This is a genomic window from Chthonobacter rhizosphaerae (assembly GCF_013839525.1).
GTDB lineage: Bacteria > Pseudomonadota > Alphaproteobacteria > Rhizobiales > Pleomorphomonadaceae > Chthonobacter > Chthonobacter rhizosphaerae.
Genome location: NZ_JACDIS010000004.1, coordinates 334,459 through 356,778, shown reverse-complemented (window position 1 = coordinate 356,778; position 22,320 = coordinate 334,459). Strand labels below are relative to the sequence as shown.

Annotated in this window: 19 protein-coding genes; 9 read left to right on the top strand and 10 right to left on the bottom strand. The window is 71.9% G+C overall.

What is annotated here, in order from left to right; genetic code table 11:
* Positions 1 to 9: 9 nt before the first annotated feature.
* The 5 genes from HND91_RS09725 to rsmI all read right to left on the bottom strand — a co-directional run bounded on the left by HND91_RS09725 (position 10) and on the right by rsmI (position 6,928).
* Entirely contained in the window at positions 10 to 2,493 is a 2,484-nt protein-coding gene (locus tag HND91_RS09725) for an ATP-binding protein (RefSeq protein WP_181706357.1), read from the bottom strand.
* Between the two features lie 346 nt (positions 2,494 to 2,839).
* On the bottom strand, positions 2,840 to 4,378 hold the full coding sequence (locus HND91_RS09720) for a YifB family Mg chelatase-like AAA ATPase (RefSeq protein WP_181706356.1): 1,539 nt from the start codon (positions 4,376 to 4,378) through the stop codon (positions 2,840 to 2,842).
* Positions 4,379 to 4,492: 114 nt separating this feature from the next.
* The gene (gshB, locus tag HND91_RS09715; RefSeq protein ID WP_181706355.1) at positions 4,493 to 5,434 is read right to left on the bottom strand and encodes a glutathione synthase; all 942 of its coding nucleotides are present in this window, start codon (positions 5,432 to 5,434) and stop codon (positions 4,493 to 4,495) included.
* A gap of 85 nt (positions 5,435 to 5,519) precedes the next feature.
* Positions 5,520 to 5,891: a YraN family protein gene (locus tag HND91_RS09710; protein WP_181706354.1), complete on the bottom strand. Its 372-nt coding sequence runs from the start codon at positions 5,889 to 5,891 to the stop codon at positions 5,520 to 5,522.
* Complete coding sequence (rsmI, locus tag HND91_RS09705; protein ID WP_181706353.1) at positions 5,888 to 6,928, bottom strand: 16S rRNA (cytidine(1402)-2'-O)-methyltransferase; 1,041 nt, start codon at positions 6,926 to 6,928, stop codon at positions 5,888 to 5,890. Before rsmI ends, HND91_RS09710 begins: the two co-directional genes overlap by 4 nt.
* 369 nt (positions 6,929 to 7,297) lie before the next feature.
* Here rsmI and HND91_RS09700 point away from each other — a divergent pair, with 369 nt between their 5' ends.
* Positions 7,298 to 8,554, top strand: coding sequence for a penicillin-binding protein activator (locus HND91_RS09700; protein ID WP_181706352.1), 1,257 nt, complete (start codon positions 7,298 to 7,300; stop codon positions 8,552 to 8,554).
* An 877-nt stretch (positions 8,555 to 9,431) separates the two neighbouring features.
* Here HND91_RS09700 and hemW read toward each other — a convergent pair.
* The 3 genes from hemW to rph are packed head-to-tail and all read right to left on the bottom strand — an operon-like array spanning position 9,432 to position 12,045.
* Positions 9,432 to 10,643 carry a radical SAM family heme chaperone HemW gene (gene hemW, locus HND91_RS09695; protein WP_181706351.1) on the bottom strand — a complete coding sequence of 404 codons (1,212 nt, stop codon included), beginning with the start codon at positions 10,641 to 10,643 and terminating at the stop codon, positions 9,432 to 9,434.
* A complete protein-coding gene (locus tag HND91_RS09690; protein WP_181706350.1) occupies positions 10,640 to 11,311 on the bottom strand; it encodes a non-canonical purine NTP pyrophosphatase in 672 nt (223 codons plus the stop codon). The genes hemW and HND91_RS09690 overlap by 4 nt, the downstream gene beginning before the upstream one ends.
* Before the next feature lie 14 nt (positions 11,312 to 11,325).
* Positions 11,326 to 12,045 (bottom strand): ribonuclease PH, encoded by a 720-nt coding sequence (gene rph / locus HND91_RS09685; protein WP_181706349.1) that lies wholly within the window; start codon positions 12,043 to 12,045, stop codon positions 11,326 to 11,328.
* Positions 12,046 to 12,344: 299 nt separating this feature from the next.
* Between rph and hrcA the strand changes: the two genes are divergently transcribed.
* The 8 genes from hrcA to HND91_RS09645 all read left to right on the top strand — a co-directional run bounded on the left by hrcA (position 12,345) and on the right by HND91_RS09645 (position 20,821).
* Positions 12,345 to 13,415: a heat-inducible transcriptional repressor HrcA gene (hrcA, locus tag HND91_RS09680; RefSeq protein ID WP_181706348.1), complete on the top strand. Its 1,071-nt coding sequence runs from the start codon at positions 12,345 to 12,347 to the stop codon at positions 13,413 to 13,415.
* A 226-nt stretch (positions 13,416 to 13,641) separates the two neighbouring features.
* On the top strand, positions 13,642 to 14,235 hold the full coding sequence (gene grpE, locus HND91_RS09675) for a nucleotide exchange factor GrpE (protein ID WP_181706347.1): 594 nt from the start codon (positions 13,642 to 13,644) through the stop codon (positions 14,233 to 14,235).
* A gap of 238 nt (positions 14,236 to 14,473) precedes the next feature.
* Positions 14,474 to 15,151: a trimeric intracellular cation channel family protein gene (locus HND91_RS09670; RefSeq protein WP_181706346.1), complete on the top strand. Its 678-nt coding sequence runs from the start codon at positions 14,474 to 14,476 to the stop codon at positions 15,149 to 15,151.
* 288 nt (positions 15,152 to 15,439) lie between these two features.
* Positions 15,440 to 15,976 carry a PRC-barrel domain-containing protein gene (locus HND91_RS09665; RefSeq protein ID WP_181706345.1) on the top strand — a complete coding sequence of 179 codons (537 nt, stop codon included), beginning with the start codon at positions 15,440 to 15,442 and terminating at the stop codon, positions 15,974 to 15,976.
* A 195-nt stretch (positions 15,977 to 16,171) separates the two neighbouring features.
* Positions 16,172 to 16,549, top strand: coding sequence for a VOC family protein (locus tag HND91_RS09660; protein ID WP_181706344.1), 378 nt, complete (start codon positions 16,172 to 16,174; stop codon positions 16,547 to 16,549).
* 250 nt (positions 16,550 to 16,799) lie between these two features.
* Positions 16,800 to 18,695 (top strand): molecular chaperone DnaK, encoded by a 1,896-nt coding sequence (gene dnaK, locus HND91_RS09655; protein ID WP_181706343.1) that lies wholly within the window; start codon positions 16,800 to 16,802, stop codon positions 18,693 to 18,695.
* Positions 18,696 to 18,962: 267 nt separating this feature from the next.
* Positions 18,963 to 20,096: a molecular chaperone DnaJ gene (gene dnaJ / locus HND91_RS09650; RefSeq protein WP_181706342.1), complete on the top strand. Its 1,134-nt coding sequence runs from the start codon at positions 18,963 to 18,965 to the stop codon at positions 20,094 to 20,096.
* 98 nt (positions 20,097 to 20,194) lie between these two features.
* Positions 20,195 to 20,821 carry a class I SAM-dependent methyltransferase gene (locus HND91_RS09645; protein ID WP_246329389.1) on the top strand — a complete coding sequence of 209 codons (627 nt, stop codon included), beginning with the start codon at positions 20,195 to 20,197 and terminating at the stop codon, positions 20,819 to 20,821.
* A 170-nt stretch (positions 20,822 to 20,991) separates the two neighbouring features.
* Here the strand turns inward: HND91_RS09645 and HND91_RS09640 are convergent, their stop codons facing one another.
* A complete protein-coding gene (locus HND91_RS09640) occupies positions 20,992 to 21,498 on the bottom strand; it encodes a MarR family winged helix-turn-helix transcriptional regulator (protein WP_181706341.1) in 507 nt (168 codons plus the stop codon).
* Positions 21,499 to 21,711: 213 nt separating this feature from the next.
* On the bottom strand, positions 21,712 to 22,221 hold the full coding sequence (locus tag HND91_RS09635; protein ID WP_181706340.1) for a GNAT family N-acetyltransferase: 510 nt from the start codon (positions 22,219 to 22,221) through the stop codon (positions 21,712 to 21,714).
* Positions 22,222 to 22,320 lie beyond the last annotated feature (99 nt).

Sequence of the window (22,320 nt, the reverse complement as noted above, 5' to 3'; positions counted from 1 at the left end):
CCGCGCCCGTCAGGGCGACGGGTCCGCCGCGGTCTGGTGGAGCGCCTTGCGCAACGCGTCCGGCATCAGGGGCTTGGTCAGCCAGCCGTCGAAGAGCAGGCCGTCGCAACGGGCCCGGGTCTCCGGGCTGAGATCGGCCGTCAGGGCGACGATCCCGGGCATCGCCTGGTCCGCGTCGGCGAGCGCCGATCGGATCCGCCTGGCTGCTTCCGCGCCGTCGATCTCCGGCATGTGGAGGTCCATCAGGATGACGTCGAACATCGGCCGCGTCCGGTCGGCCAGCCGCTGTTCCACGGCGGCGATCGCCCGCCGGCCGTCTTCGGCGCTGGTCACGCGATGACCGAGCTTCTCCACGATGCCCCGGCCGAGCAGGAGATTGATCTCGTTGTCATCGCAGAGGAGAACCTCCAGCGGCCTCGCGAGCGTCGCGGCCGATCCGTCGCCGTCCGGAGCCGGTTCGGTATCCGGTCCGGCGAACACCGGCTGGCCGAACAGGGACTGCACGCCGGCAAGTAGAGAGCGGGCCCGCACGGGCTTGACGAGATAGACGTCGAAGCCTGCAGCCTGGAGGTCGGGCAGGAGCGGCCGTTGACGAGGCTCGATCAGGATCCCGACGGGCGCCGTGGAGACCATCCGGATCCGGTCGAGGAGGTCGAACGGGTCGCCGGCGCCCGCGTCCAGCAGGACGGCGTCGACCGGAGACGTGCCGGACAGGCCGTGCTCCAGGTCGCGTTGGGTCAGGAGCGTCACGTCGGCCCCTTCGTCGAAGAGCCGCCGGACGACGAGAGGCGCCTCGATCAGCGCGTGCGAGACGAGGAGGAGCCGACGGCCCGCGAGCGACCCGTTGGCGGCGCCCGCCGGCTGCGCGCCTGGCGAGGAAAACGCCGCGGCGCCGGGGGAGCCGCCGAACCGCGCCGCGAGCAGGGCCTGGGCGGCGCGGGCGCCGATCGCCGCGCCCATGTCCGCATTTTCTTCGGCCTGCGGTGGCTCCGGATCCCGGACCGCCGGCGCCGGCACGTCGTCCGCGTCCGTCCCGAACGACACCACGAACCAGAAGCACGCTCCGGCGCCCGGGGCGGTGTCGAGGCGGATGTCGCCGTCCATCAGGCGCACCAGGCGTCGGGCGATCGCCAGACCGAGGCCCGTCCCGCCATGGCTGCGCGCCGGTCCGGGGTTCGCCTGCTCGAACTCGCCGAAGATCCGCTCCGCGTCGTCCGGCGCGATGCCGATCCCGGTGTCGCGCACCTGGAAGAGGACGGACACCGGCGCCCCCGGCCGTACCGGGCCGGCCGGCGTCACCTCGATGGCGACGCCGCCTTCCGCCGTGAACTTGATGCCGTTGCCGGCGAGATTGAACAGCACCTGCTTCAGGCGCATCGGGTCGGCCGACACCACGGCCGGAAGCGACGGGTCCACATAGGCGGCCAGTTCGATGCCCTTGGCGGAGGCGCGGGGCGCCAGCAGTTCAACCAGTTCCTCGATGGTCTCGGCAAGGGGCACCGGTCGCGGCTGCAGGTCGATCCGCCCGGCCTCGATCTTGGCGAAATCGAGAAGGTCCTCGATCAGGAGAAGCAGCGCCTCGCCGGAGGTCTCGACCGCGCGCACGTAGGTCCGCTGCTCGGACGTGAGCGGCGTCTGCAGGAGGAGGCCGGTCATCCCGAGCACGCCGTTGAGCGGCGTGCGGATCTCGTGGCTCACCATGGCGAGGAAGCGGGACTTGGCGGCACTTGCAGCCTCGGCCTGGTCCTTCGCTTCCGAGAGCGCGTCCTCCATGGCCTTGCGGGCCGTGATCTCCCGACCGATGGTCTGGATGCCGATGACCGCGCCGTTCTTCCGGATCGGGCGGTCCGCGAAGGCGAACCAGCGCGGGCCCGACGGGGTCTCGAACGGGATATCGCCGTCAAGCCAGGACGGCCGTTCGTCCCCGGGCGGGCCATCGCGCGGCGGCGGCTCGGCCGACGCGACGTCGAACCCCCCGAACGTCAGGGTGAGCCGCGACCGGATGGCGTGCCAGGGGTCGTCCGGCCCGGCCTCGTGGCGAGGAACGGCAGGGGCGGCGGCGGGGCGGCCGCGCACCGGCAGGAGATCGGCGAGCGCGGAAAAGCGGATGCCGACGAGGTCGGCCACGGGCCGGCCGATCACCTCGGCGACGGCCGGGCTCACATAGGACACCCTGTCGTCCGCATCGGTCCGGATCACCAGGTCACCGGTGCCGTCCAGGATCTCGTCGAGCTGGTCGAGCCGGTCGCGGAGGCTCCAGGCCTCGTCGACGGCCGCCTCCACGTGCTCGGGCACCCCCGCGGCGACCGGGACGGAGCTTCGGCGGCCACGCCGCAGCACGCCCGACGTGGCACCCGCCAGGGAACCGGCGGCTGCGATCGCGGCGAGCGCGGCGACGGCCATGTCCCCGGCCCGGACGAGAAGAACCGCAAGGGCCAGCATCACGACGGCCGCCGCGGCGCCGGCGGCCGGGGCGAGCCGGCCGGCCAGCAAGCCTGCCGGACCGCGTGGCGCGTCCGCCACGGCGGCCGGCGCCGGCCATTCGGTCGACGCGCTCGGCGGTCCGTCGTACGGGACCTGACCGGGGCGGGAAGGAGGGGCGGCGGTCATCGGCGAGGCGGCATTCCGTTCGATCCAAGGACGGCGGCCGGACCTGGGCGGGACCGCGGCCCGCCACGGCACCGCGGACGCGACCGCAGGCGGGCGGACGGCCGCGGAGCGGGCCAGCCGAGGACGGATCCGATGGGGAGACGGCATCCGGCCCGACCGGAGCCTAGCGCCCAACGGTTGCCAAAGCCTTGTTGGGATCCGCGAAAACACGGGGTGCCGGGAGACGGGATCAGGCTGCGACGGCGCCATTCAGCTCCTCCCGCGACCGGTAGGCGAGGGCCTCGGCCACATGAAGTCGGCCGACGGTCGGACAGGCGTCGAGATCCGCCAGGGTGCGGGCGACCTTCAGCACCCGGTGGAAGCCGCGGCCGCTGAGCCGGAGGACGTCGGCCGCCTCCCGCAGGAGCCGCATGCCGGCCGCGTCCGGCGTGGCGACGGCCTCCACCATGGGCGCGCTGGCGCCGGCATTGGTGGTGATGTCCGGCCGTCCGAGCGCGGCATAGCGCGCGACCTGGATCGCGCGGGCGGCCGCGACCCGCTCGGCCACGACAGCGGAGGGTTCGCCCGTCCGCGTCGGGGCGATCATGTCGGCCGCCGACATGGCGGGGATCTCGAGCCGGAGGTCGAACCGGTCGAGAAGCGGCCCGGACAGGCGCGCCAGATAGTCGGCGGCGCAGCGCGCGCCGCGCTTGCAAGTGTGGCCCGGCATGCCGGCGAGGCCGCAGCGACAGGGGTTCATGGCGGCGATCAGCTGGAACCGGGCCGGATAGGTGACCCGGGCGTTGGCCCGGGCGATCACCACGTCGCCGGTCTCGAGCGGCTGGCGGAGGGCGTCGAGCACCTGCGGCTGGAATTCCGGCAGTTCGTCCAGGAACAGGACGCCGTTGTGGGCGAGCGAGATCTCGCCGGGGCGGGCCCGCAGCCCGCCGCCGACGAGAGCCGCCATGGAGGCGGAGTGATGGGGCGCCCGATAGGGCCGCCGGGACGACAGGCGGCCGTCCACCAGCGTGCCGGCGACCGACGCGATCATAGAGATTTCAAGGAGTTCGCGAGGCGTGAGCGGGGGCAGGAGCGACGGCATGCGGGCGGCGAGCATGGACTTGCCGGCCCCCGGCGGACCGCTCATCAGCACCGAATGGCCGCCGGCGGCCGCCACTTCGAGGGCGCGCTTGGCGCTCTCCTGGCCGCGCACCTCGGCGAGATCCGGCAGCGGCGCGCCGGGTTCGGCGGTGCGCGGCTCCGGCCGGGACAGAACCTGTATGCCTCTGAAATGATTGACGATCGCCACGAGGCTGAAGGGCGCCAGCACGGTCATGTCCGGGTCCGCCCAGGCCGCCTCGCCGCCGGAGGCCTTGGGGCAGAGGATGCCGAGCCCCTCGCCGTTGGCGGCGATCGCGGCCGGCAGCACGCCGGAGACCGCCGACAGGGTGCCGTCGAGAGCCAATTCGCCAAGAACAACAAGGTCTTCCAGCGCATCGGCGGGCACCGCCCCCATGGCGGCCATGAGGGCGAGGGCGATCGGGAGGTCGTAGTGAGATCCTTCCTTCGGAAGGTCCGCGGGCGCGAGATTCACCGTGATGCGACGGGCCGGCAAGGCGAGGCCCGACGCGGTCAGGGCGGCGCGGATCCGCTCGCGGCTTTCGGCCACCGCCTTGTCGCCGAGGCCCACCACCGTGAACGTCGGATTGCCCGCCGCCATGTGGACCTGAACGTTCACGGGCGTGACGTCCACGCCCTGGAAGCACACCGTCCTGACTCGCGCAACCATCGCCGCAACCCCCGATTTAAGGCAGTATTGACGTTAATCCGGAGGCGCGTCAAGAACGGGAGAGGAACGAAAGCGGGGTTTCCGTTCCTCTTTTGACGATTTGGCAAGGATGGATCAGGCCCGCAGGGCCTCGATGCGATCCCAGATCAGGGCCGCGATGTCCGGGCCGCCGAGGCGGCGGATGGCCCGCAGGCCGGTCGGCGAGGTGACGTTGATCTCGGTCAGATATCCGCCGATCACGTCGATGCCGACGAACAGGAGGCCGCGGCGCTTCAATTCGGGCCCGATTGTCTCGCAGATCTCGCGCTCCCGATCGGTCAACTGGGTGGTTTCGGCAGCGCCGCCGCGGACCATGTTGGAGCGCAGATCGTCCGGCGCCGGGACGCGATTGACGGCGCCGGCGAACTCTCCATCGACGAGGATGATCCGCTTGTCGCCAGCCCGCACCGCCGGCAGATAGCGCTGGATCACCCAGGATTCCCGGAACTGGCTGGTGAAGAGGTCCATCAGCGAGCCGAAGTTCTCGTCCTCCGGTTTCACCCGGAACACGCCCTGGCCGCCGTTGCCGTAGAGCGGCTTCATGACGATGTCGCCGAACTCCTTCCGGAAGGCCCGGATCGCCGCGGGGTCGCGGGTGATCAGGGTCTCCGGCATGAGGTGTGGAAAATCCATCACGAACAGCTTTTCCGGCGCGTTTCTCACGTGTGCCGGGTCGTTGACGACGAGCGTCTTCGGGTGGATCCGCTCCAGGAGGTGCGTGGTCGTCACATAGGCCATGTCGAACGGCGGGTCCTGGCGCAGGAGCACCACGTCCATTGTTGAAAGATCGACGTTTTCCGCCTCGCCAAGGGTGAAGTGCGCGCCCGCCGCGTCGGCCACCGTGAGCGGCTCCAGGGCCGCCGACACGGCGCCGGACCGGAGCGCCAACCTGTCGGGCGTGTAGTGGAAGAGGTGGTGCCCGCGGCGCTGGGCCTCCAGGAGGAGCGCGAACGTGCTGTCGCCCGCGATCCGGATCGAGGCGATGTGGTCCATCTGGACGGCGACGGAGAGCGGCATGGCGAGGCTTCCGAACAAGAGACGAGGACGACGTGGTCCCGGCATCAGAAAGGCTCGGCCGCCGAATGTCCATGGGCCGAGGCCCTCAGTCGGCGCGATCCTGGAACGCGTCCACGTGATGGCGCGGCCAGCGGCCGGGCAGGACGGCGACCACATCGAACCGGCGCTCGCGCCCGGCAAGGCGCCTGTTCCGATTGAGAAACACGCCCGCGGCCCGGACGATCCGCCGCCGGGATTCCGCCGTCACGGCCTCGCCGGCGGCCGTCTCGTCGTGGCGGGCCTTCACCTCCACGAACACCACCACCCGGCCGCGAAGCGCCACCAGGTCGATCTCGCCGACGGGCGTGCGATGCCGCCGGGCGATGATCCGATAGCCCTTCAGCCGCAGCAGCCAGGCGGCGAACGCCTCGGCGAAAAGCCCGCGGCGATAGGCGCGCACGCGGTCCGGCCGGGTCACCGATCCTCCTCGCCGGAGCCGTCCCCGGAGCCGCCGCCGGTCCCGTCGCCGCTGTCGGGGGTGTCGTCGTCCGGGCCGGGCGACTGTCGGGCCACATCGGCCCCGATGTCGGCGACATCGGAATCCGGGCTTTCGATCGCGGACCGGAGCGCGAGCGCGCGGGCATAAACCTCCTTGCGGGGACGTCCGGTGGCCTTGGCGATCTCGGCCGCCGCCTGCCCCGGACCCTGCGTGGCGAGCGCCGCATGGAGCAGGGCGTCGAGGTCGTCGTCGGCCGCCTCGACGTCCACCGGCGGGCCGGCGAGGAGAACGATCTCCCCGCGGGGCGGATCGGCGAGCGCCCCTTCGGCAAGCTCGGCGAGGGTGCCGCGGCGGACCTCCTCGAACCGCTTGGTGAGCTCGCGGGCGAGGACGCCCGGCCGATCGGGCCCGAGCACGGCGGCCATGTCGGCGAGGGTCTCGGCGGCCCGGTGGGGCGACTCGTAGAGGACGAGCGTCGCCGGCACGGTCCTGAACTGGCCGAGGCGGCCGCGCCGGCCGGCCGACTTCGGCGGCAGGAAGCCCAGGAAGGTGAAGGCGTCGGTGGGCAGCCCGGCGGCGACCAGCGCGGCGAGCAGCGCCGATGCGCCCGGGATGGGGATGACCTTCACGCCCGCCGCGAGCGCCTCGTCCACCAGCTTGTAGCCGGGATCGGAGACGAGCGGCGTGCCGGCGTCGGAGACGAGCGCCAGGGTCTTGCCGCCGAGGAGCATGGCGAGGAGCCTCGGCCGCTCCCGGGCGGCGTTGTGGTCGTGGTAGGCCGCCATGGGCTTGCGGATGCCGTAGCGGTCGAGAAGCGTGCGGGTGACCCGCGTGTCCTCGCAGACGATCAGGTCGGCGCCCGCCAGCACCTCGAGCGCCCGGAGGGTGACGTCGCCGAGATTGCCGATGGGCGTCGCCACCGCGTAGAGGCCGGGCTCGATCGGGCGGGCCCGGAAGGCGGTTCCGTCGATGGAATAGCCGGACGTGGGCGGGGCGGGCTGGTCGGTGGGAGACATTCGCGGGGACACACTGCGGAAAAGGATGGGCGGAAAAGGATGGGCGGAAAAGGATGGGCGGAAGAGGATGGGCGGAAGAGGATGGGGCGGACGGGGAACGGCGCGCGGGCGCGCCGCCGGCCCCCGTACGTCGGCGACCGCCGGCGACCACCGGGAGCGCCGGCCGCCGCGGGCGGCGGGGCCGACCGAGCCTTGACGATCCGCGGCGGCCCGACGCGCGGGCCGGACCGACGCATCGGGGACACGGTGCCGACTTGAGGCGCAGACTGGCCGTTTGTCGAGCCATTTCTTGTCTGCAAGAGCGCCCGCGTTTTGCTATGCACTCGGAACGAGGCCCATTCATTCCGAGCGGCGACGGCAGGTGTGACGATGACGAGCGAGACCGAGACGCAGCGCATCGAGGCGGACGGACGGGAGACGGGGGCGGGCGCGTCCGCGGGACGGAGCGGAGCGGCGACCCGGCGGACCGTGCTGGCGCTGCTCGGCGGCACGGCGCTGGCGGCGGCCGGCTGCTCGCCGACCAGCTCCTCGCGGCCGTTCCCGGACCAGACCCTTCTCACCCCGGAGCCGACCGCCCCGACCGGCGAGACCATCGGCACCGGGTCGGTGCGGGTGGCGCTCCTCCTGCCGCGGACGGCCCAGGGCAACGCCGCCTCGCTCGCCTCCTCCATGCGCAACGCGGCCGACCTCGGCATCCGCGACTTCACCGGCGCGGATCTCACCGTGCTGGTGAAGGACTCCGGCGGCACCCAGCAGACGGCGGCGGCGGCCGCGCAGGCGGCCATCGCGGAGGGCGCCGAAGCCATCCTCGGCCCGGTGTTCGCCGCCGAGGTGCGCGGCGTCGGGCCGGTCGCCCTCCAGGCCAACGTGCCGGTGCTGTCCTTCTCGTCGGACCCGAGCGTCGCCTCGTCGGGCGTCTACGTGATGGGCTTCCTGGTCGACGACCAGGTGCGCCAGATGATGGCCCAGGCGTCGAGCGCGGGCCTGCGCTCCATCGCGGCCATCATCTCCGACGGCGCCTACGGGACGCTCGCCGAGGCGGCGCTCCGCCAGTCGGCGGCCCGCTACGGCATCCGCATCGTCCAGGTGGAACGCTTCACCCAGCCGGACCTCGCCGCCAAGGTGGCGGCGGTGGCGGCCAACCGGGCGCAGATCGACGCGGTCTTCATCCCGGACGGTCCGGGCAGCGCCCCGCAGATCGCCCAGGCGCTGGTGAACGCCGGCGTGGACACCCGGCGGGTGCGGATGATCGGCTCCGGCCAGTGGAACGACCCGGCGGTCTACGGCAACGCCCTGCTGGCGGGCGGCTGGTTCCCGGCGCCTGAGATCTCCGGCTTCCAGAGCTTCGCCAGCCGCTACCAGATCGCCTTCGGGGCGGCCCCGCCGCTGACGGCCACGCTCGCCTACGACGCGGTGGTGCTCGCCGCCGGCCTCGTCCGCGCCGCCGGCAGCCAGCGCTTCCAGCGCTCGGTGATCGCCAGCCCCGAGGGCTTCATCTCGGGCGTCAACGGCCTGTTCCGGTTCAACGCCGACGGCACCAACGACCGCGGCCTCGCGGTCTACGAGGTCACCGGCGCCGCTCCCCGGCTGGTGCAGCCGGCGCCGCGGGCGTTCACGGGGTTCTGAGCCGGGCGGGGCCGGGGGAGACGACCGCCGTCGCGGTGGGGCCGTGGCCGGCCAATGACGCGAGGGGCGCCTGGAAAAGGCGCGGGTGGTCCGCCTGCGCGGACCATGACGGGCGAGGGTGGGACAGGCGGAGCGCGCGCCGTCGGGGCTATGGCCGTCGTCGCGCCTTACGCGACGTCGTGCGTCGCGGGGCGCTCCCCCGGTGAAGACCGGGGCCCGGCCGACGGCGGGAACTGGAGCGGCAGTGGCGTTGCGGAGGCGACGGTTGGATCCCGGCGTTCGCCGGGATGACGGTTCCCGGGTGGAGTGGCGCAGACGCGCGCTCCCCAGGGAAGGGACAGGTGCTCCAATTCGGTCGGAACCGAAAGCCGTCATGATTGGCGAGCAGCCAACCATCCTGGCATTCGGGCCGGGTGGGGCGACGCGCGAGAGCATGTGAGAGCGCCATCGGGCGTTCCGTGACGTCACCCCGGTGAAAACCGGGGCCCAGCCGACGGTGGGAACGGGAGCTGCGGTGGCGTTGCGGGGGCGACGGTTGGATCCCGGCGTTCGCCGGGATGACGGTTCCCGGGTGGAGTGGCGCAGGCGCGCGCTCCCCAGGGGAGGGCCAGGTGCTCCAATTCGGTCGGAACCGAAAGCCGTCATGGTCGGCTTGTGGCCGACCGTCCACGCGGTCGGCCGGTTGGGGGAAGGCGTGGGTGGTCCGCCTGCGCGGACCATGACGGGCCAATCGCCGGACGGACGGGTGCCTGCCGCACGGTCACGCCGCCAAGTCACGTTGCCCGGTCGCGCCGCCCGGTCGCGCCGCCAAATCAAGTCGCCCGGTCGCGCCGCCAACTCGCGTCGCCAAGTCACGCCGCCAACTCGCGTCGCCAAGTCACGCCGCCAGGTCGGCCACGACGGCGTCGAGGACGAACCAGCCCTGGTCGCTGGCGCGGAGGCGGCCGTCGGGGAGGCGTTCGATCATGTGGTGGGCGAGGAGGTCGGCGAGGCGGCGCTGGTCGAAGGCGCGGCCGGAGAGGGCCTCGTAGCGGGCCGGGTCGATGCCCTCCTTCAGGCGCAGGCCCATGAGGAGCATCTCGTCGCCCGCCGTCTCGCCGGCGATGAACTCGGTGGCGGTGACGCCGTGGCCGCGCGCCTCTACGAGCGTCGCCCAGGCCTCCGGGGCGCGCTCGGTCATGGTGGCGAGCCGGGCGCGGCCGCCGTGGAGGGCGATCCGGCCGTGGGCGCCGGCGCCGATGCCGACATATTCGCCATAGCGCCAGTAGACCAGGTTGTGGCGGCTCTCCGCCCCGGGCGCCGCGTGGTTGGAGATCTCGTAGGCCGGCAGGCCGGCGGCGGCCGTGACGGCCTGGGTCGCCTCGTAGAGCTCGGCGGCGAGGTCCGGGTCCGGAACGGTGAGCTTGCCGGCCCGGTGCATGGCCTCGAACAGGGTGCCGGGCTCGATGGTGAGCTGGTAGAGCGACAGGTGGTCGGCCGCGAGGCCGATCGCGCGGGTCAGCTCCGCCGCCCAGGCGTCCGGCGTCTGGCCCGGGCGGGCGTAGATGAGGTCGAAGGAGAGGCGCGGGAAGGTGGCGCGGGCGATCTCGATGGCGGCGAGCGCCTGGGAAACGTCGTGCAGCCGGCCGAGGGTCTTCAGGTCGGCGTCGTTCAGCGCCTGGACGCCGAGGGAGACCCGGTTGACCCCGGCCGCCCGATAGCCCCGGAAGCGCGACGCCTCCACGCTCGACGGGTTGGCCTCCAGGGTGATCTCCGCGTCGGCCGCGACGGTCCAGCGGCGGGCGACCGCGTCGAGCGCGGCCGCGACCGTGCCGGGGTCCATGAGCGAGGGCGTGCCGCCGCCGAGGAAGACGCTGGTGACCGTGCGGCCGGGCGTGAGGGTCGCCATGGCGTCCATCTCGCGGACGAGCGCCCGGGTGAACCGCTCCTGGTCGACGCCGCCGTGGCGGACGTGGCTGTTGAAGTCGCAATAGGGACACTTGGCCGCGCAGAAGGGCCAGTGCAGGTAGACGCCGAAACCTTCCGCCGGGGTGCCGGAGGCGTCCGGCGCGATGCCGGCGAGGAGATCGGCGTCGGCGGCCGGGGTCACGACGCGGCTCCGGCGCGCGGCTTCAGCGGGATGGCGCCGAGCACGGCCTCGGCGAAGAGCTTGGCCGAACGGGCCCGGTGGGAGCGCGCCTCGCCCCAGACGGAGCCGTGCTTCTCCTGCGCGTCCATCTCGCCGAAGGTGCGGGCCGAGCCTTTCGGCATGAAGACCGGGTCGTAGCCGTAGGCGATCGGGCCGCGGCGGGGCGGCCAGACGAGCGTGCCCTCCACCTCGCCGAGATATTCCTGGGTGTGGCCGTCCGGCCAGGCGAGGCAGAGGAGCGACACGAAGCGGCCGGTGCGGGCGGCGGGATCGAGGGCGCCGGCCTTGCGGAGCTCGTCCTCCACGCGGCCCATGGCGACGTCCCAGTCGCGCGGCACGCCCGCCCAGTCGGCGGTGTAGACGCCGGGAGCGCCGCCGAGGGCGTCGACGCAGAGGCCGCTGTCGTCGGCGAGCGCCACCTCGCCGGCCGCGGTGGCGGCGGCGAGGGCCTTGATGCGGGCGTTCTCCACGAAGGTGGTGCCGGTCTCCTCCGGCTCCGGCAGGCCGAGCTCGCCGGCGGTGACGAGGTCGAGGTCGTAGCCGTCGAACAGGAACTGCAGCTCGCGGATCTTGCCCTTGTTGTGGCTGGCGACCAGCAGGCGGGGCCGGGTGAGGACGCGGGTCGTCATGGGTGCGGTATCCTTCAGGCGAGCGCCTGCTTCTGGAGCGCGACGAGGTCGGCGATGCCGGCCTTGGCGAGGGCGAGGAGGGCGGCGAACTCCGCCTCGGTGAAGGGCGCGCCCTCGGCGGTGCCCTGGATCTCCACGATGCCGCCGCCGCCCGTGAGGACGAAGTTGGCGTCGGTCTCGGCGGCGCTGTCCTCCGGGTAGTCGAGGTCGAGCACGGGCGTGCCCTCGTAGATGCCGCAGGAGACGGCGGCCACGTGGTCCTTCAGCACCTTGGCGCCGGCCGGGATGATGTTGCGGGCGCGCATCCACTCGATGCAGTCGTGGAGGGCCACGAAGGCGCCGGTGATGGAGGCGGTGCGGGTGCCGCCGTCGGCCTGGAGGACGTCGCAGTCGATCACGATCTGCTTCTCGCCGAGGGCGATCGGGTCGACGACGGCGCGCAGGGAGCGGCCGATCAGGCGCTGGATCTCCAGCGTGCGGCCGGACTGCTTGCCGGAGGTGGCCTCCCGGCGGGTGCGGTCGTGGGTGGCGCGGGGCAGCATGCCGTATTCGGCCGTGACCCAGCCCTTGCCGCCGCCGCGCAGCCACGGCGGCACCTTCTCGTCGAGCGAGGCGGTGACGAGGACGTGGGTGTCGCCGAACTTGACGAGGCAGGAGCCCTCCGCGTGGCGCGACACGGCGCGCTGGAGGGACACGGGGCGCAGCTCGTTCGGAGCGCGGCGGGACGGACGCATGATGGGGCGGATCCTTGAACAGGCGGGCGGCGGGCGGACGGGGCCGGACGAGGGCCGGAGAGCGTCCGCGCGCGGGAACCCGGGGCACGTGGCGGCTCTTGTAGCGCCGGGCGGCTTCGGGCGTAAAGGCCGTCTTGTGAAGCGCACGGTCTTCCGTGCAAAATCGAGGATCGGCCCGATGGGCGCGGACGACCGGCCGGACCGGGGCCGGGTTCGGGTCCGGGTCCGGGTCCGGGTTCGGCCCGGGCGGGCGCACGGACGGGACGGGTGCGACGGGTGAGGAGAAGGTGGGACCGCACGTGACCTTGGAGACCTGGTCCGGAAGCCTTCGCGACCTCGACGAGCGGTCGCGGGAGATCTTCCGGCGGATCGTGGACAGCTACCTGGAGACCGGCGAGCCGGCGGGCAGCCGCAACATCGCGCGGCTGCTGACGACGCCGCTGTCGCCGGCCTCCGTGCGCAACGTCATGGCCGACCTGGAGCGGGCCGGCCTGATCTACGCCCCCCACACCAGCGCCGGACGCCTGCCGACCGAGCAGGGCCTGCGCTTCTTCGTGGACGCTCTCCTGGAGATCGGCGACCTGACGAGCGATGAGCGCACCTCCATCGAGGCCAAGGTGCGCGACGCCGGCGCCGGCAAGACGGTGGAGAACGTGCTGACCGAGGCGAGCCAGATGCTCTCCGGCCTGTCGCGCGGGGCGGGCGTCGTCGTGACGTCGAAGTCGGACATGCGGCTGAAGCACATCGAGTTCGTCCGCATCGAGCCGGCGCGGGCGCTCGTCGTGCTGGTCGGCGAGAACGGCATGGTGGAGAACCGGCTGATCGACGTCTCGCCGGGTCTGCCGACGGCGACGCTGGTGGAGGCCTCCAACTACCTGAACGCCCACGTGCGCGGCCGCACCCTGTCGGAGGTGCGCGCCGAGATCGAGCGGCGGACCAGGGAGGCGCGGCAGGCGCTCGACGACCTGACCCGCAAGGTGGTGGAGGCGGGCCTCGCCTCCTGGGCGGACGTGCCGGGCGAGCGGCCCCAGACGCTGATCGTGCGCGGGCGCGCCAACCTCCTCGACGACCTGCGGGTGATGGAGGACCTGGAGCGGATCCGGCTCCTCTTCGACGACCTGGAGACCTCGAAGGACCTGATCCAGCTCCTCGGCCTCGCGGACGCGGGCGACGGGGTGCGGATCTTCATCGGCTCGGAGAACAAGCTCTTCTCCCTGTCGGGCTCGTCGCTGGTGGTCTCGCCCTACCGGGACCAGGACGCCCGGGTGATCGGCGTCGTCGGGGTGATCGGGCCGACGCGGCTCAACTACGCCCGCGTGGTGCCGATGGTGGACTACACCGCCAAGCTGGTGGGCCGGCTGCTGGGATGAGCGGCCGGCCGGCGGCGGCCGCGGCGACCGGTGCGGGCCGGCGCTTGCCCGGCGGCGCGCGGGCCGGATCGGCTCCGCGCGCCGCGCGGCCGGATCACTTCGCCTTGATTTTCCCGTCCGGAACCCTCAAATCCCGAGCCGACGCGGCTGTCGGCGCGACACAGCGCCCGCCGCCCCGGCAGATCGCCAAGTCCCAACCGAACGCCTTTCCCAAAAGGACCTCACGATGACCGACGACATCCGACCCGACGCTCCGCAAACCGTGGACGCGCCCGCCGCAGAGGCTGCGGCGGACGATCGCGTGGCGGCGCTCGAGGCCGAGGTGGCGGGGCTCAAGGACCAGCTCCTGCGCACCCTCGCCGAGATGGAGAACCTGCGCCGGCGGACCGAGCGCGAGGTGGCCGACACCCGCTCCTACGCCGTCGCCGGCTTCGCCCGCGACATGCTGCAGGTGGGCGACAACCTGTCCCGCGCGCTCCAGGTGCTGCCGGCGGACGCCCGCGACGGCGCGAGCCCGGCGGTGATCGCCCTCCTGGAGGGCGTGGAGATGACCGAGCGCGAGCTTCTGAAGGCGTTCGAGAAGCACGGCGTGCGCAAGATCGACCCGGTCGGCGAGAAGTTCGACCCCAACTTCCACCAGGCCATGTTCGAGGTGCCCAACCCGGAGGTGCCGAACGGCACGGTGGTGCAGGTGGTGCAGTCCGGCTTCGTGATCGGCGAGCGCGTGCTGCGCCCCGCCATGGTGGGCGTCGGTCGCGGCGGCCCGAAGGCGGCCCCGGCCGCCGAGGCGACCGAGCCGAAGGTGGACAGGACCGTCTGACGGACGGCGGCCTGGAGCGCCTTCCGACCCGACGGAACCGTCCGGTCGACCGGACATCGCTCAAGGTTCAAGACGCTGGAGCATTCTCGGCGATCAGGTCGTGCAACTTGATCGGAGGATGCTCCGGCGCCGGGGTGGGAGACCGGCCCGGCCGGAGCCCTCTTTCGGCGGCTGTCGCGGAGCGGCGGCCGGCGCTATGCTCCGGTCGTGACGGCCCGGGCGGCGGGGGAGGGCGCGGATGGCGACGGCGTGGGTTCTGCCGCTCCTGGACTATCTGGGCGTCGCGGTGTTCGCCGTCTCCGGCGGGCTCGCCGCCTCGCGCAAGCAGCTCGACCTGGTGGCCTTCTGCTTCTTCGGCGTCGCCACCGGCGTCGGCGGCGGCACGCTGCGCGACATCCTGCTCGGCGCCCTGCCGGTGTTCTGGATCATCGACCAGACCTATGTGGTGGTGGCCGTCGCCGCCGCGGCGCTGGTCTTCTTCTCCGCCCACGTCTTCCACGAGACCTGGTCGCGCTACCGCCTGCTCCTCTGGGCGGACGCGGTGGGCCTGTCCGCCTACGCGGTGATGGGCGCCGCCAAGGCCACCGAGGCCGGCGCGCCGCCCGTGCCGGCGGTGATGCTCGGGGCGCTCACCGCCTGCTTCGGCGGGGTCATCCGCGACATCCTGGCGAACGAGCCGTCGGTCCTCCTCCGGCGCGAAATCTACATCACGGCCGCCATCGCGGGCGCGGCTGTGTTCGTGGGCGCCGCGGAGGCGGGCGCGCCGCTCGCCCTGTCGGCGCTCGCCGGCGGGCTCACGGCTTTCGCGATCCGGGGCGGCGCGCTTCTCCACGGCTGGAGCCTGCCGGTCTACCGCAACCCGCCCGGCCGCCCGGTGGCCGAGACCGAGGAGCGTCGCCGCGGCCCGCGCCGCTGACCGGCGCACGCGGACGGCTTCATGGGCCGGCGCCTTCACCGCCTCGGACCGGGACGGGCCGGTAAGGATTCGTTCACCCGAACGGCGGCCCTCAGACGGCCGGGTGGCGGCATGGTGGATTTCGCCCGCGAGCCCCCCGGACGCTGGAACGGATCGCCGCCGCCGTCATTCCCTACCCGACCGTTCGCGAGCCTCCATGGGCCCGCTTCAAAAGCGGGCCAACAGGCCCGTTTTTCCGCGCGGGCCGACAGGCCCGCTCTAGGACCGACCGCGCCCGAGGAGACCATCATGCGCGCACCCCTTCTCGCCGCCGCCCTCCTGACCGCCGCCTGGGCCGGCGCACCCGCCTGGGCGGCCCCGGCCCTCGCCCAGGACACCCTGACGCCCGGAACCGGGTCCGGCGCGACCGCGCCGGCCGCCGACGACGCGCCGCCGGCCATGGACGAGGGCGCCCCCGTGCCGACCAGCCCGACCGCCACCGGAGCCCTGGCGCCGAGCGAGCCGGACAGCGCCGAGGAGATCGTGGAGAGCGACCCGGATCTGTGGATCGGCAAGCCCATCGTGAGCGCCGACGGCGTGGAGATCGGCACCGTGGACGCGGTGGAGACGGACGCGGCCGGCGCCCCGCAGGCGGTGACCACCTCGATCGGCGGCTTCCTGGGTTTCGGCGCCTCCACCGTCCAGCTGCCCGTCAACCCGTCCTATTTCGACGGCGAGAAGGTGCGCGTGGGTCTCGTTGAGACGGATATCAACGCGCTCGCGGCCGAGGAGCCGGACACGCCGGCGGGCGCGGGTCTTTCCACGAGCGCCGACGAACTGAAGTGACGCGCGGGAGGCGGTGACGGGCCGTGCCGGCCGCGAGGCCGGAGCGGCCGACCGGCGCGCCGCCGCCGCGACCGTCTTCGAACCGCCAAGCGGAACTGCTACCCTCCCGACGCTCCGGACGGCATCGGGCCGGCCGGTGGGCCGGCATCGGGCCGGCAGGCCGGCATCACGACCGCCGGCACGGGAGGGCGAGCCATGCATGGGACCGTGTACTGGACCGAACTGATGACCGCGGACGTGGAGACGGCGAAGGCCTTCTACGCGGACATCATGGGCTGGACCTATTCGACCATGCCGATGCCGGACGGGGACTACACCCTGATCCACCGCGACGGCATGGACGCGCCCGCCGGCGGCATGAAGCCCTGGGCCGGCGCCGAGGGCAGCCCGACCAACATCTGGTTCACCTATTTCGCCGTGGACAATGTGGACGCGGCCCTCGCCAAGGCGGCGGACGCCGGCGGCACCGTGGTGCGCCCGCCGTTCGAGGTGCCCGGCGTCGGCCGGATCGCCATCGTGATGGACGCCACCGGCGCCGTGTCCGGCTGGGTGACGCCCGCCCCGCGGGGGTGAGGCGGCAGCGATCGCGGCGGACATCGACCCCGGCGCCGCGGGCGCCGGGGCACGCCGCCATCACGCCCGCGTGAGACGGACTTCTTGCGGCTCCGGAACGCCCCCCTTATATACCGGCCAGAAGCCCGTACCGGGTGCGGTCCACCCGGGAATCCCGCGGTTTTTTAAGATGGGGGCCGGCCGGTCTGCGGACCGGCGTCGCCGGACGCCTTCGACAAGGGTCCGGACGGTCTGCCGAAAGGAGACGAACATGGGTAAAGTGATCGGTATCGACCTCGGCACCACCAATTCGTGCGTGGCCGTGATGGACGGCAAGACGGCCAAGGTCATCGAGAATTCCGAAGGCGCGCGGACGACCCCGTCCATCGTGGCCTTCACGGACAACGGCGAGCGCCTCGTGGGCCAGCCGGCCAAGCGCCAGGCCGTCACCAATCCGGAAGACACCTTTTTCGCGGTCAAGCGGCTCATCGGCCGGCGCTATGACGACCCGATCATCGAGAAGGACAAGAAGCTCGTCCCCTACTCGATCGTTCGCGGCGATAACGGCGACGCCTGGGTCGAGGCCGACGGCAAGAAGTATTCGCCCTCGCAGATCTCCGCCATGGTGCTGACCAAGATGAAGGAGACCGCCGAGGCCTATCTGGGCCAGCCGGTCACCCAGGCGGTCATCACCGTTCCGGCCTACTTCAACGACGCCCAGCGCCAGGCCACCAAGGACGCCGGCAAGATCGCCGGCCTTGAGGTGCTGCGCATCATCAACGAGCCGACCGCGGCCGCGCTCGCCTACGGCCTCGACAAGTCCGACAAGTCGAAGACCATCGCGGTCTACGACCTCGGCGGCGGCACCTTCGACATCTCCATCCTGGAGATCGGCGACGGCGTGTTCGAGGTGAAGTCCACGAACGGCGACACCTTCCTCGGCGGCGAGGACTTCGATATGCGCCTCGTCGGCTATCTGGCGGACGAGTTCAAGAAGGAGCAGGCGATCGACCTGCGCGGCGACAAGCTGGCGCTGCAGCGCCTGAAGGAAGCCGCCGAGAAGGCCAAGATCGAGCTGTCGTCCTCGTCCCAGACCGAGATCAACCTGCCGTTCATCACGGCGGACGCCACGGGGCCGAAGCATCTCGCCATCAAGCTGACCCGGGCCAAGTTCGAGGCGCTGGTGGACGACTTCGTCCAGAAGACCATCGAGCCCTGCAAGGCGGCGCTCAAGGACGCCGGCCTGTCGGCCGGCCAGATCGACGAGGTGGTCCTCGTCGGCGGCATGACCCGCATGCCGAAGATCCAGGAGGTGGTGAAGCAGTTCTTCGGCCGTGAGCCCCACAAGGGCGTGAACCCGGACGAGGTGGTGGCGATCGGCGCGGCCATCCAGGCCGGCGTGCTGCAGGGCGACGTGAAGGACGTGCTGCTGCTCGACGTGACCCCGCTGTCGCTCGGCATCGAGACGCTCGGCGGCGTGTTCACCCGCCTGATCGACCGCAACACCACGATCCCGACCAAGAAGAGCCAGGTCTTCTCCACCGCCGAGGACAACCAGACGGCCGTGACGATCCGGGTCTTCCAGGGCGAGCGCGAGATGGCGGCCGACAACAAGATGCTCGGCCAGTTCGATCTGGTGGGCCTGCCGCCCGCGCCGCGCGGCGTGCCGCAGATCGAGGTGACGTTCGACATCGACGCCAACGGCATCGTCAACGTGTCGGCCAAGGACAAGGGCACCGGGAAGGAGCAGCAGATCCGCATCCAGGCTTCGGGCGGTCTCTCCGACGCCGACATCGAGAAGATGGTCAAGGACGCGGAGGCCAACTCGGCCGCGGACAAGAAGCGCCGCGAGGCCGTGGAGGCGAAGAACCAGGCCGAGGGTCTCATCCACTCGACCGAGAAGTCGCTGTCCGAATACGGCTCCAAGGTTTCGGCCGCCGACAAGTCGGCGATCGAGAGCGCCATCCAGGACCTGAAGTCCTCGCTGGAGGGCGGTGACGCGGAGGCCATCAAGGCCAAGACCACCACCCTCGCCCAGGCGGCCATGAAGCTCGGCGAGGCCATGTACGCCTCCCAGCAGGGCGGCGACGCGGAGCCGGGCACCGCCGGCGACGACGTGGTCGACGCCGACTTCGAGGAAGTGAAGGACGACAAGAAGAGCGCCTGACGCTCTGGTGTCGGAAGGTTCACCCGGCGCGGCCTCCGCGCCGGGTGAACGCATGATGGGGTGGAGGCCCGGTCCTTCGCCCCTCGACGTCATGGTCCGCGAAGGACCATCCATGCTTCTTCTTGCTCTCCGGTTCGAAAGCACGACAAATGCGTGGGGGTCCGCCTGCACGGACCATGACGCCGCCCGTTCGACCTCCGCAGTGGGTGTTTCCGCGCCGCGTGATACAGTTCCGCGCCGCGACCGATCGAGGGACCCGAGCCTGACATGGCCAAACGCGACTATTACGACGTCCTCGGCGTTGCCCGCACCGCCGACGAGAAGGAGCTGAAGAGCGCCTTTCGCAAGCTGGCCATGCAGTACCATCCCGACCGCAACCCGGGCGACGCGGCGGCGGAGGCCTCGTTCAAGGAGATCAACGAGGCCTACGAGGTCCTGAAGGACCCGCAGAAGAAGGCCGCCTACGACCGCTTCGGCCACGCGGCCTTCGAGGGCGGGCGCGGCTTCGGCGCCGGGGCGGGCGACGGCTTCGGCGCCTCCATGGCGGACATCTTCGACGACATCTTCGGCGAGTTCATGGGCGGCGGCGGCCGGCGCGGCCAGCGCAGCGCCGGCGGGCGCGAGCGCGGCGCGGACCTGCGCTACAATCTGGAGATCTCGCTGGAGGAGGCCTTCACGGGCAAGACCGTGGAGATCGACGTGCCGACGTCGATCACCTGCGTGAAGTGTTCCGGCTCCGGCGCCAAGCCGGGCACCCAGCCGACCACCTGCCGGACCTGCGGCGGCGCCGGCAAGGTGCGGGCGAGCCAGGGCTTCTTCACCATCGAGCGGACCTGCCCGACCTGCCACGGCCGCGGCGAGACCATCGCGGACCCCTGCGACATGTGCGCCGGCACCGGCCGCACCACCCAGGAGCGGACGCTCTCGGTCAACATCCCCGCCGGCATCGAGGACGGCACGCGGATCCGGCTCGCCGGCGAGGGCGAGGCGGGCCTGCGGGGCGGACCCTCGGGCGACCTCTACATCTTCCTCTCCATCCGGCCGCACGAGTTCTTCCAGCGCGACGGCGCGGACCTCTACTGCCGGGTGCCCATCTCCATGACGACCGCGGCCCTCGGCGGCGGCTTCGACGTGCCGACCCTCGACGGCGAGAAGACCCGCGTGCGGGTGCCGGAGGGCAGCCAGACCGGCAAGCAGTTCCGCCTGAAGGGCAAGGGCATGCCGGTGATGCGCTCGCGCGACTTCGGCGACATGTACATTTCCGTTGTGGTCGAAACGCCGCAGGCCCTGACCCGCCGGCAGCGCGAGCTGCTGGAGGAATTCGAGCGGGAATCCTCGGGCGAGAACCATCCGGAGTCGACCGGCTTCTTCGCCAAGATGCGCGACTTCTTCGGCGGCTGAGGCTTGTCAACGCCGGCGGCGGCGTCGATAAGGTCGGTTGAGGCACCTTGCGCGGCGGCCGATCGGCGGGCGCCGAGAGCGTGATGGAGACGAGCGGCATGCGGGCACAGCGTTCCCCACGACCCCCGAAACCGGACCTCAAGCGCTTCCGCAGCCTGATGGCCGACGAGGTCCGCTTCTTCCGGTCGTGGATGGGCAAGCCGCTGACCACCGGCGCCGTCAGTCCGTCGGGCCGCATGCTGGCGAAGGCCATGGCGAGCCGGATCGACCCGGCCTGGCCGGGCGTCGTGGTGGAACTCGGCCCCGGCACGGGCGCCGTCACCCGGGCGCTCCTCGACCGCGGCGTCGCGCCGGACCGGATCGTCGCGATCGAGTACAACGACGTGTTCGCCGACCACCTGAGGGCTGGCTTCCCGGGCGTCCGGGTGATCGAGGGGGACGCCTACGCCATGGAGGCGACGCTCGCCCGCCACGGCATCACGGAGGCGGCCGCGGTGGTCTCCAGCCTGCCGCTGTTCACGCGGCCGCTCGTCCAGCGCACGTCGCTGATGGAGCAGTCCATGCGGCTGATGCCGGAGGGCCGGCCGTTCATCCAGTTCTCCTACGCGCTGGTGCCGCCCCTGCCGGAGCGCCAGGGCGCGTGGTCGCTGGACGTGAGCGACTGGATCATGATGAACCTGCCGCCGGCGCGGGTGTGGACCTACCGGAGCGCCCGCCGGTCCTGACCGGCGCGAGCGCATCGCTGATCAGGCGGGTCCGACCTGAAGCGCGGCGACCCTGAAGCCTGGCCGACCTGAAACGCTGCCGACCTGAAACGCGGCCGACCGGAAACGCTGCCGGAGGGTCCCGGCCGGCGGAGGCATCGCCCCGCCGGCCGGACATTGTCGCTTGCCGGTCAGGCTTCGACCCTGATCGGGGCCGCCTCGGCGTCCTGGTGGAGGCCGCAGGTGCAGTCGCCGCGCCGGCACATGCGACAGAAATGCTCCAGGTCGTCGGCGCTTGAGGTGCGCCGCTGGATCATCCGGGTGACGAGGTCGTCCAGAAGGCCGAGCTCATCCGGGTTGAGCACGCCGAGGTAGCTGTCCACGGCGGCAAGCCGCGTCTCCTGCAGCTGCTGGGCCCGTCGTCTGCCCCGCGCGGTGATCTCCACCATGACCTCCCGGCCCACCCGGCGCTGACGCCGGACCAGCCAGTCCTTCTCCAGCCGGTCCACCAGCCGCACCGCGGCCGAATGGGTGAGGCCGACGACCCGCGCGATGTCGCCGATCGAAAGCGGCTCCTGGTCGCGGATCGAGATGAGCGCCGCCACGGCGGTCGGCGCCAGATCATCGGTGTTGGCGAGAGTATCGTCCGTTATCGCGAGCGCGAGCGCGGCGACTTTGTTTTGTAACGGCGTTTCCATCCCCTGGTTCTGCCTCTGGGACGTTGCCTTCTTGGTGACGGACGATCCGGTCCGCCCCGACCGGTGCCCGTAGCGGCCCGCTCCCCGACATCGAAACGCTCGACTCCCCTGCGGTTGTAGCCGCTTGGGGAAAGAGTCGAGTCCCGCCACCCCGGGACGTCAACAGCCGACAGTCGCGACCGATATGGAGCGCACACGTGCTCTCAGCACTTGTTACAGTAACCTTTGCATGAACACCAAATCAAGCCATCGGTTGAACTTGTTACCGACTTCCGGCATGCGTGCGGTTTCCACAAAGGCATGTCGCGCGTGCAGCTTTAACGAAGGTAAATTTTCCGCCTCTATACCCGCAACGAGTGCGTGTATTCTTCGCAACTTGGACTGTTCGACGAGCGCGCCGAGCAGACGATCGCCTATACGACGGCCTCTCCATGAGGAAGCCATATAGATCGACAGTTCGGCGGTGTGCCGGAAGCCCTCGAACGGCCGGAACGGACCGCATGCGGCATAACCGACCACCTCCTCGCCCGCGACCGCCACCAGCACCGGATAGCCCGCCGCGACTCGCGCGTCGAACCAGCGGCGTCGGTCGTCCAGGTCGACGAGCGTGTCGTTCCAGATGGCCGTCGTGTGGGCGACGGCGTCGTTGTAGATCGCCAGGATGCCCGGAAGGTCGTCCGGGGCGGCGTCGCGAATGGTGACGGAGGCGGGCTGATCGGCCATGAGACGGGGGTCCGTGACTGCGGCGGGCTTCTGCGTGGTTCGGGCCCGATCCTAGCGGGGCGCCGGGGCCGCGTCGCCCGGAAAGGCCTTGGGGGCGTC

Bases quoted from the DNA above. Each gene is read 5' to 3' on its own strand.
- HND91_RS09720 (WP_181706356.1), bottom strand. From the start codon at position 4,378: ATGGTTGCGCGAGTCAGGACGGTGTGCTTCCAGGGCGTGGACGTCACG.
- gshB (WP_181706355.1), bottom strand. From the start codon at position 5,434: ATGCCGCTCTCCGTCGCCGTCCAGATGGACCACATCGCCTCGATCCGG.
- rsmI (WP_181706353.1), bottom strand. From the start codon at position 6,928: ATGTCTCCCACCGACCAGCCCGCCCCGCCCACGTCCGGCTATTCCATC.
- HND91_RS09700 (WP_181706352.1), top strand. From the start codon at position 7,298: ATGACGAGCGAGACCGAGACGCAGCGCATCGAGGCGGACGGACGGGAG.
- HND91_RS09690 (WP_181706350.1), bottom strand. From the start codon at position 11,311: ATGACGACCCGCGTCCTCACCCGGCCCCGCCTGCTGGTCGCCAGCCAC.
- rph (WP_181706349.1), bottom strand. From the start codon at position 12,045: ATGCGTCCGTCCCGCCGCGCTCCGAACGAGCTGCGCCCCGTGTCCCTC.
- grpE (WP_181706347.1), top strand. From the start codon at position 13,642: ATGACCGACGACATCCGACCCGACGCTCCGCAAACCGTGGACGCGCCC.
- HND91_RS09670 (WP_181706346.1), top strand. From the start codon at position 14,474: ATGGCGACGGCGTGGGTTCTGCCGCTCCTGGACTATCTGGGCGTCGCG.
- HND91_RS09665 (WP_181706345.1), top strand. From the start codon at position 15,440: ATGCGCGCACCCCTTCTCGCCGCCGCCCTCCTGACCGCCGCCTGGGCC.
- HND91_RS09660 (WP_181706344.1), top strand. From the start codon at position 16,172: ATGCATGGGACCGTGTACTGGACCGAACTGATGACCGCGGACGTGGAG.
- dnaK (WP_181706343.1), top strand. From the start codon at position 16,800: ATGGGTAAAGTGATCGGTATCGACCTCGGCACCACCAATTCGTGCGTG.
- dnaJ (WP_181706342.1), top strand. From the start codon at position 18,963: ATGGCCAAACGCGACTATTACGACGTCCTCGGCGTTGCCCGCACCGCC.
- HND91_RS09645 (WP_246329389.1), top strand. From the start codon at position 20,195: ATGCGGGCACAGCGTTCCCCACGACCCCCGAAACCGGACCTCAAGCGC.
- HND91_RS09640 (WP_181706341.1), bottom strand. From the start codon at position 21,498: ATGGAAACGCCGTTACAAAACAAAGTCGCCGCGCTCGCGCTCGCGATA.
- HND91_RS09635 (WP_181706340.1), bottom strand. From the start codon at position 22,221: ATGGCCGATCAGCCCGCCTCCGTCACCATTCGCGACGCCGCCCCGGAC.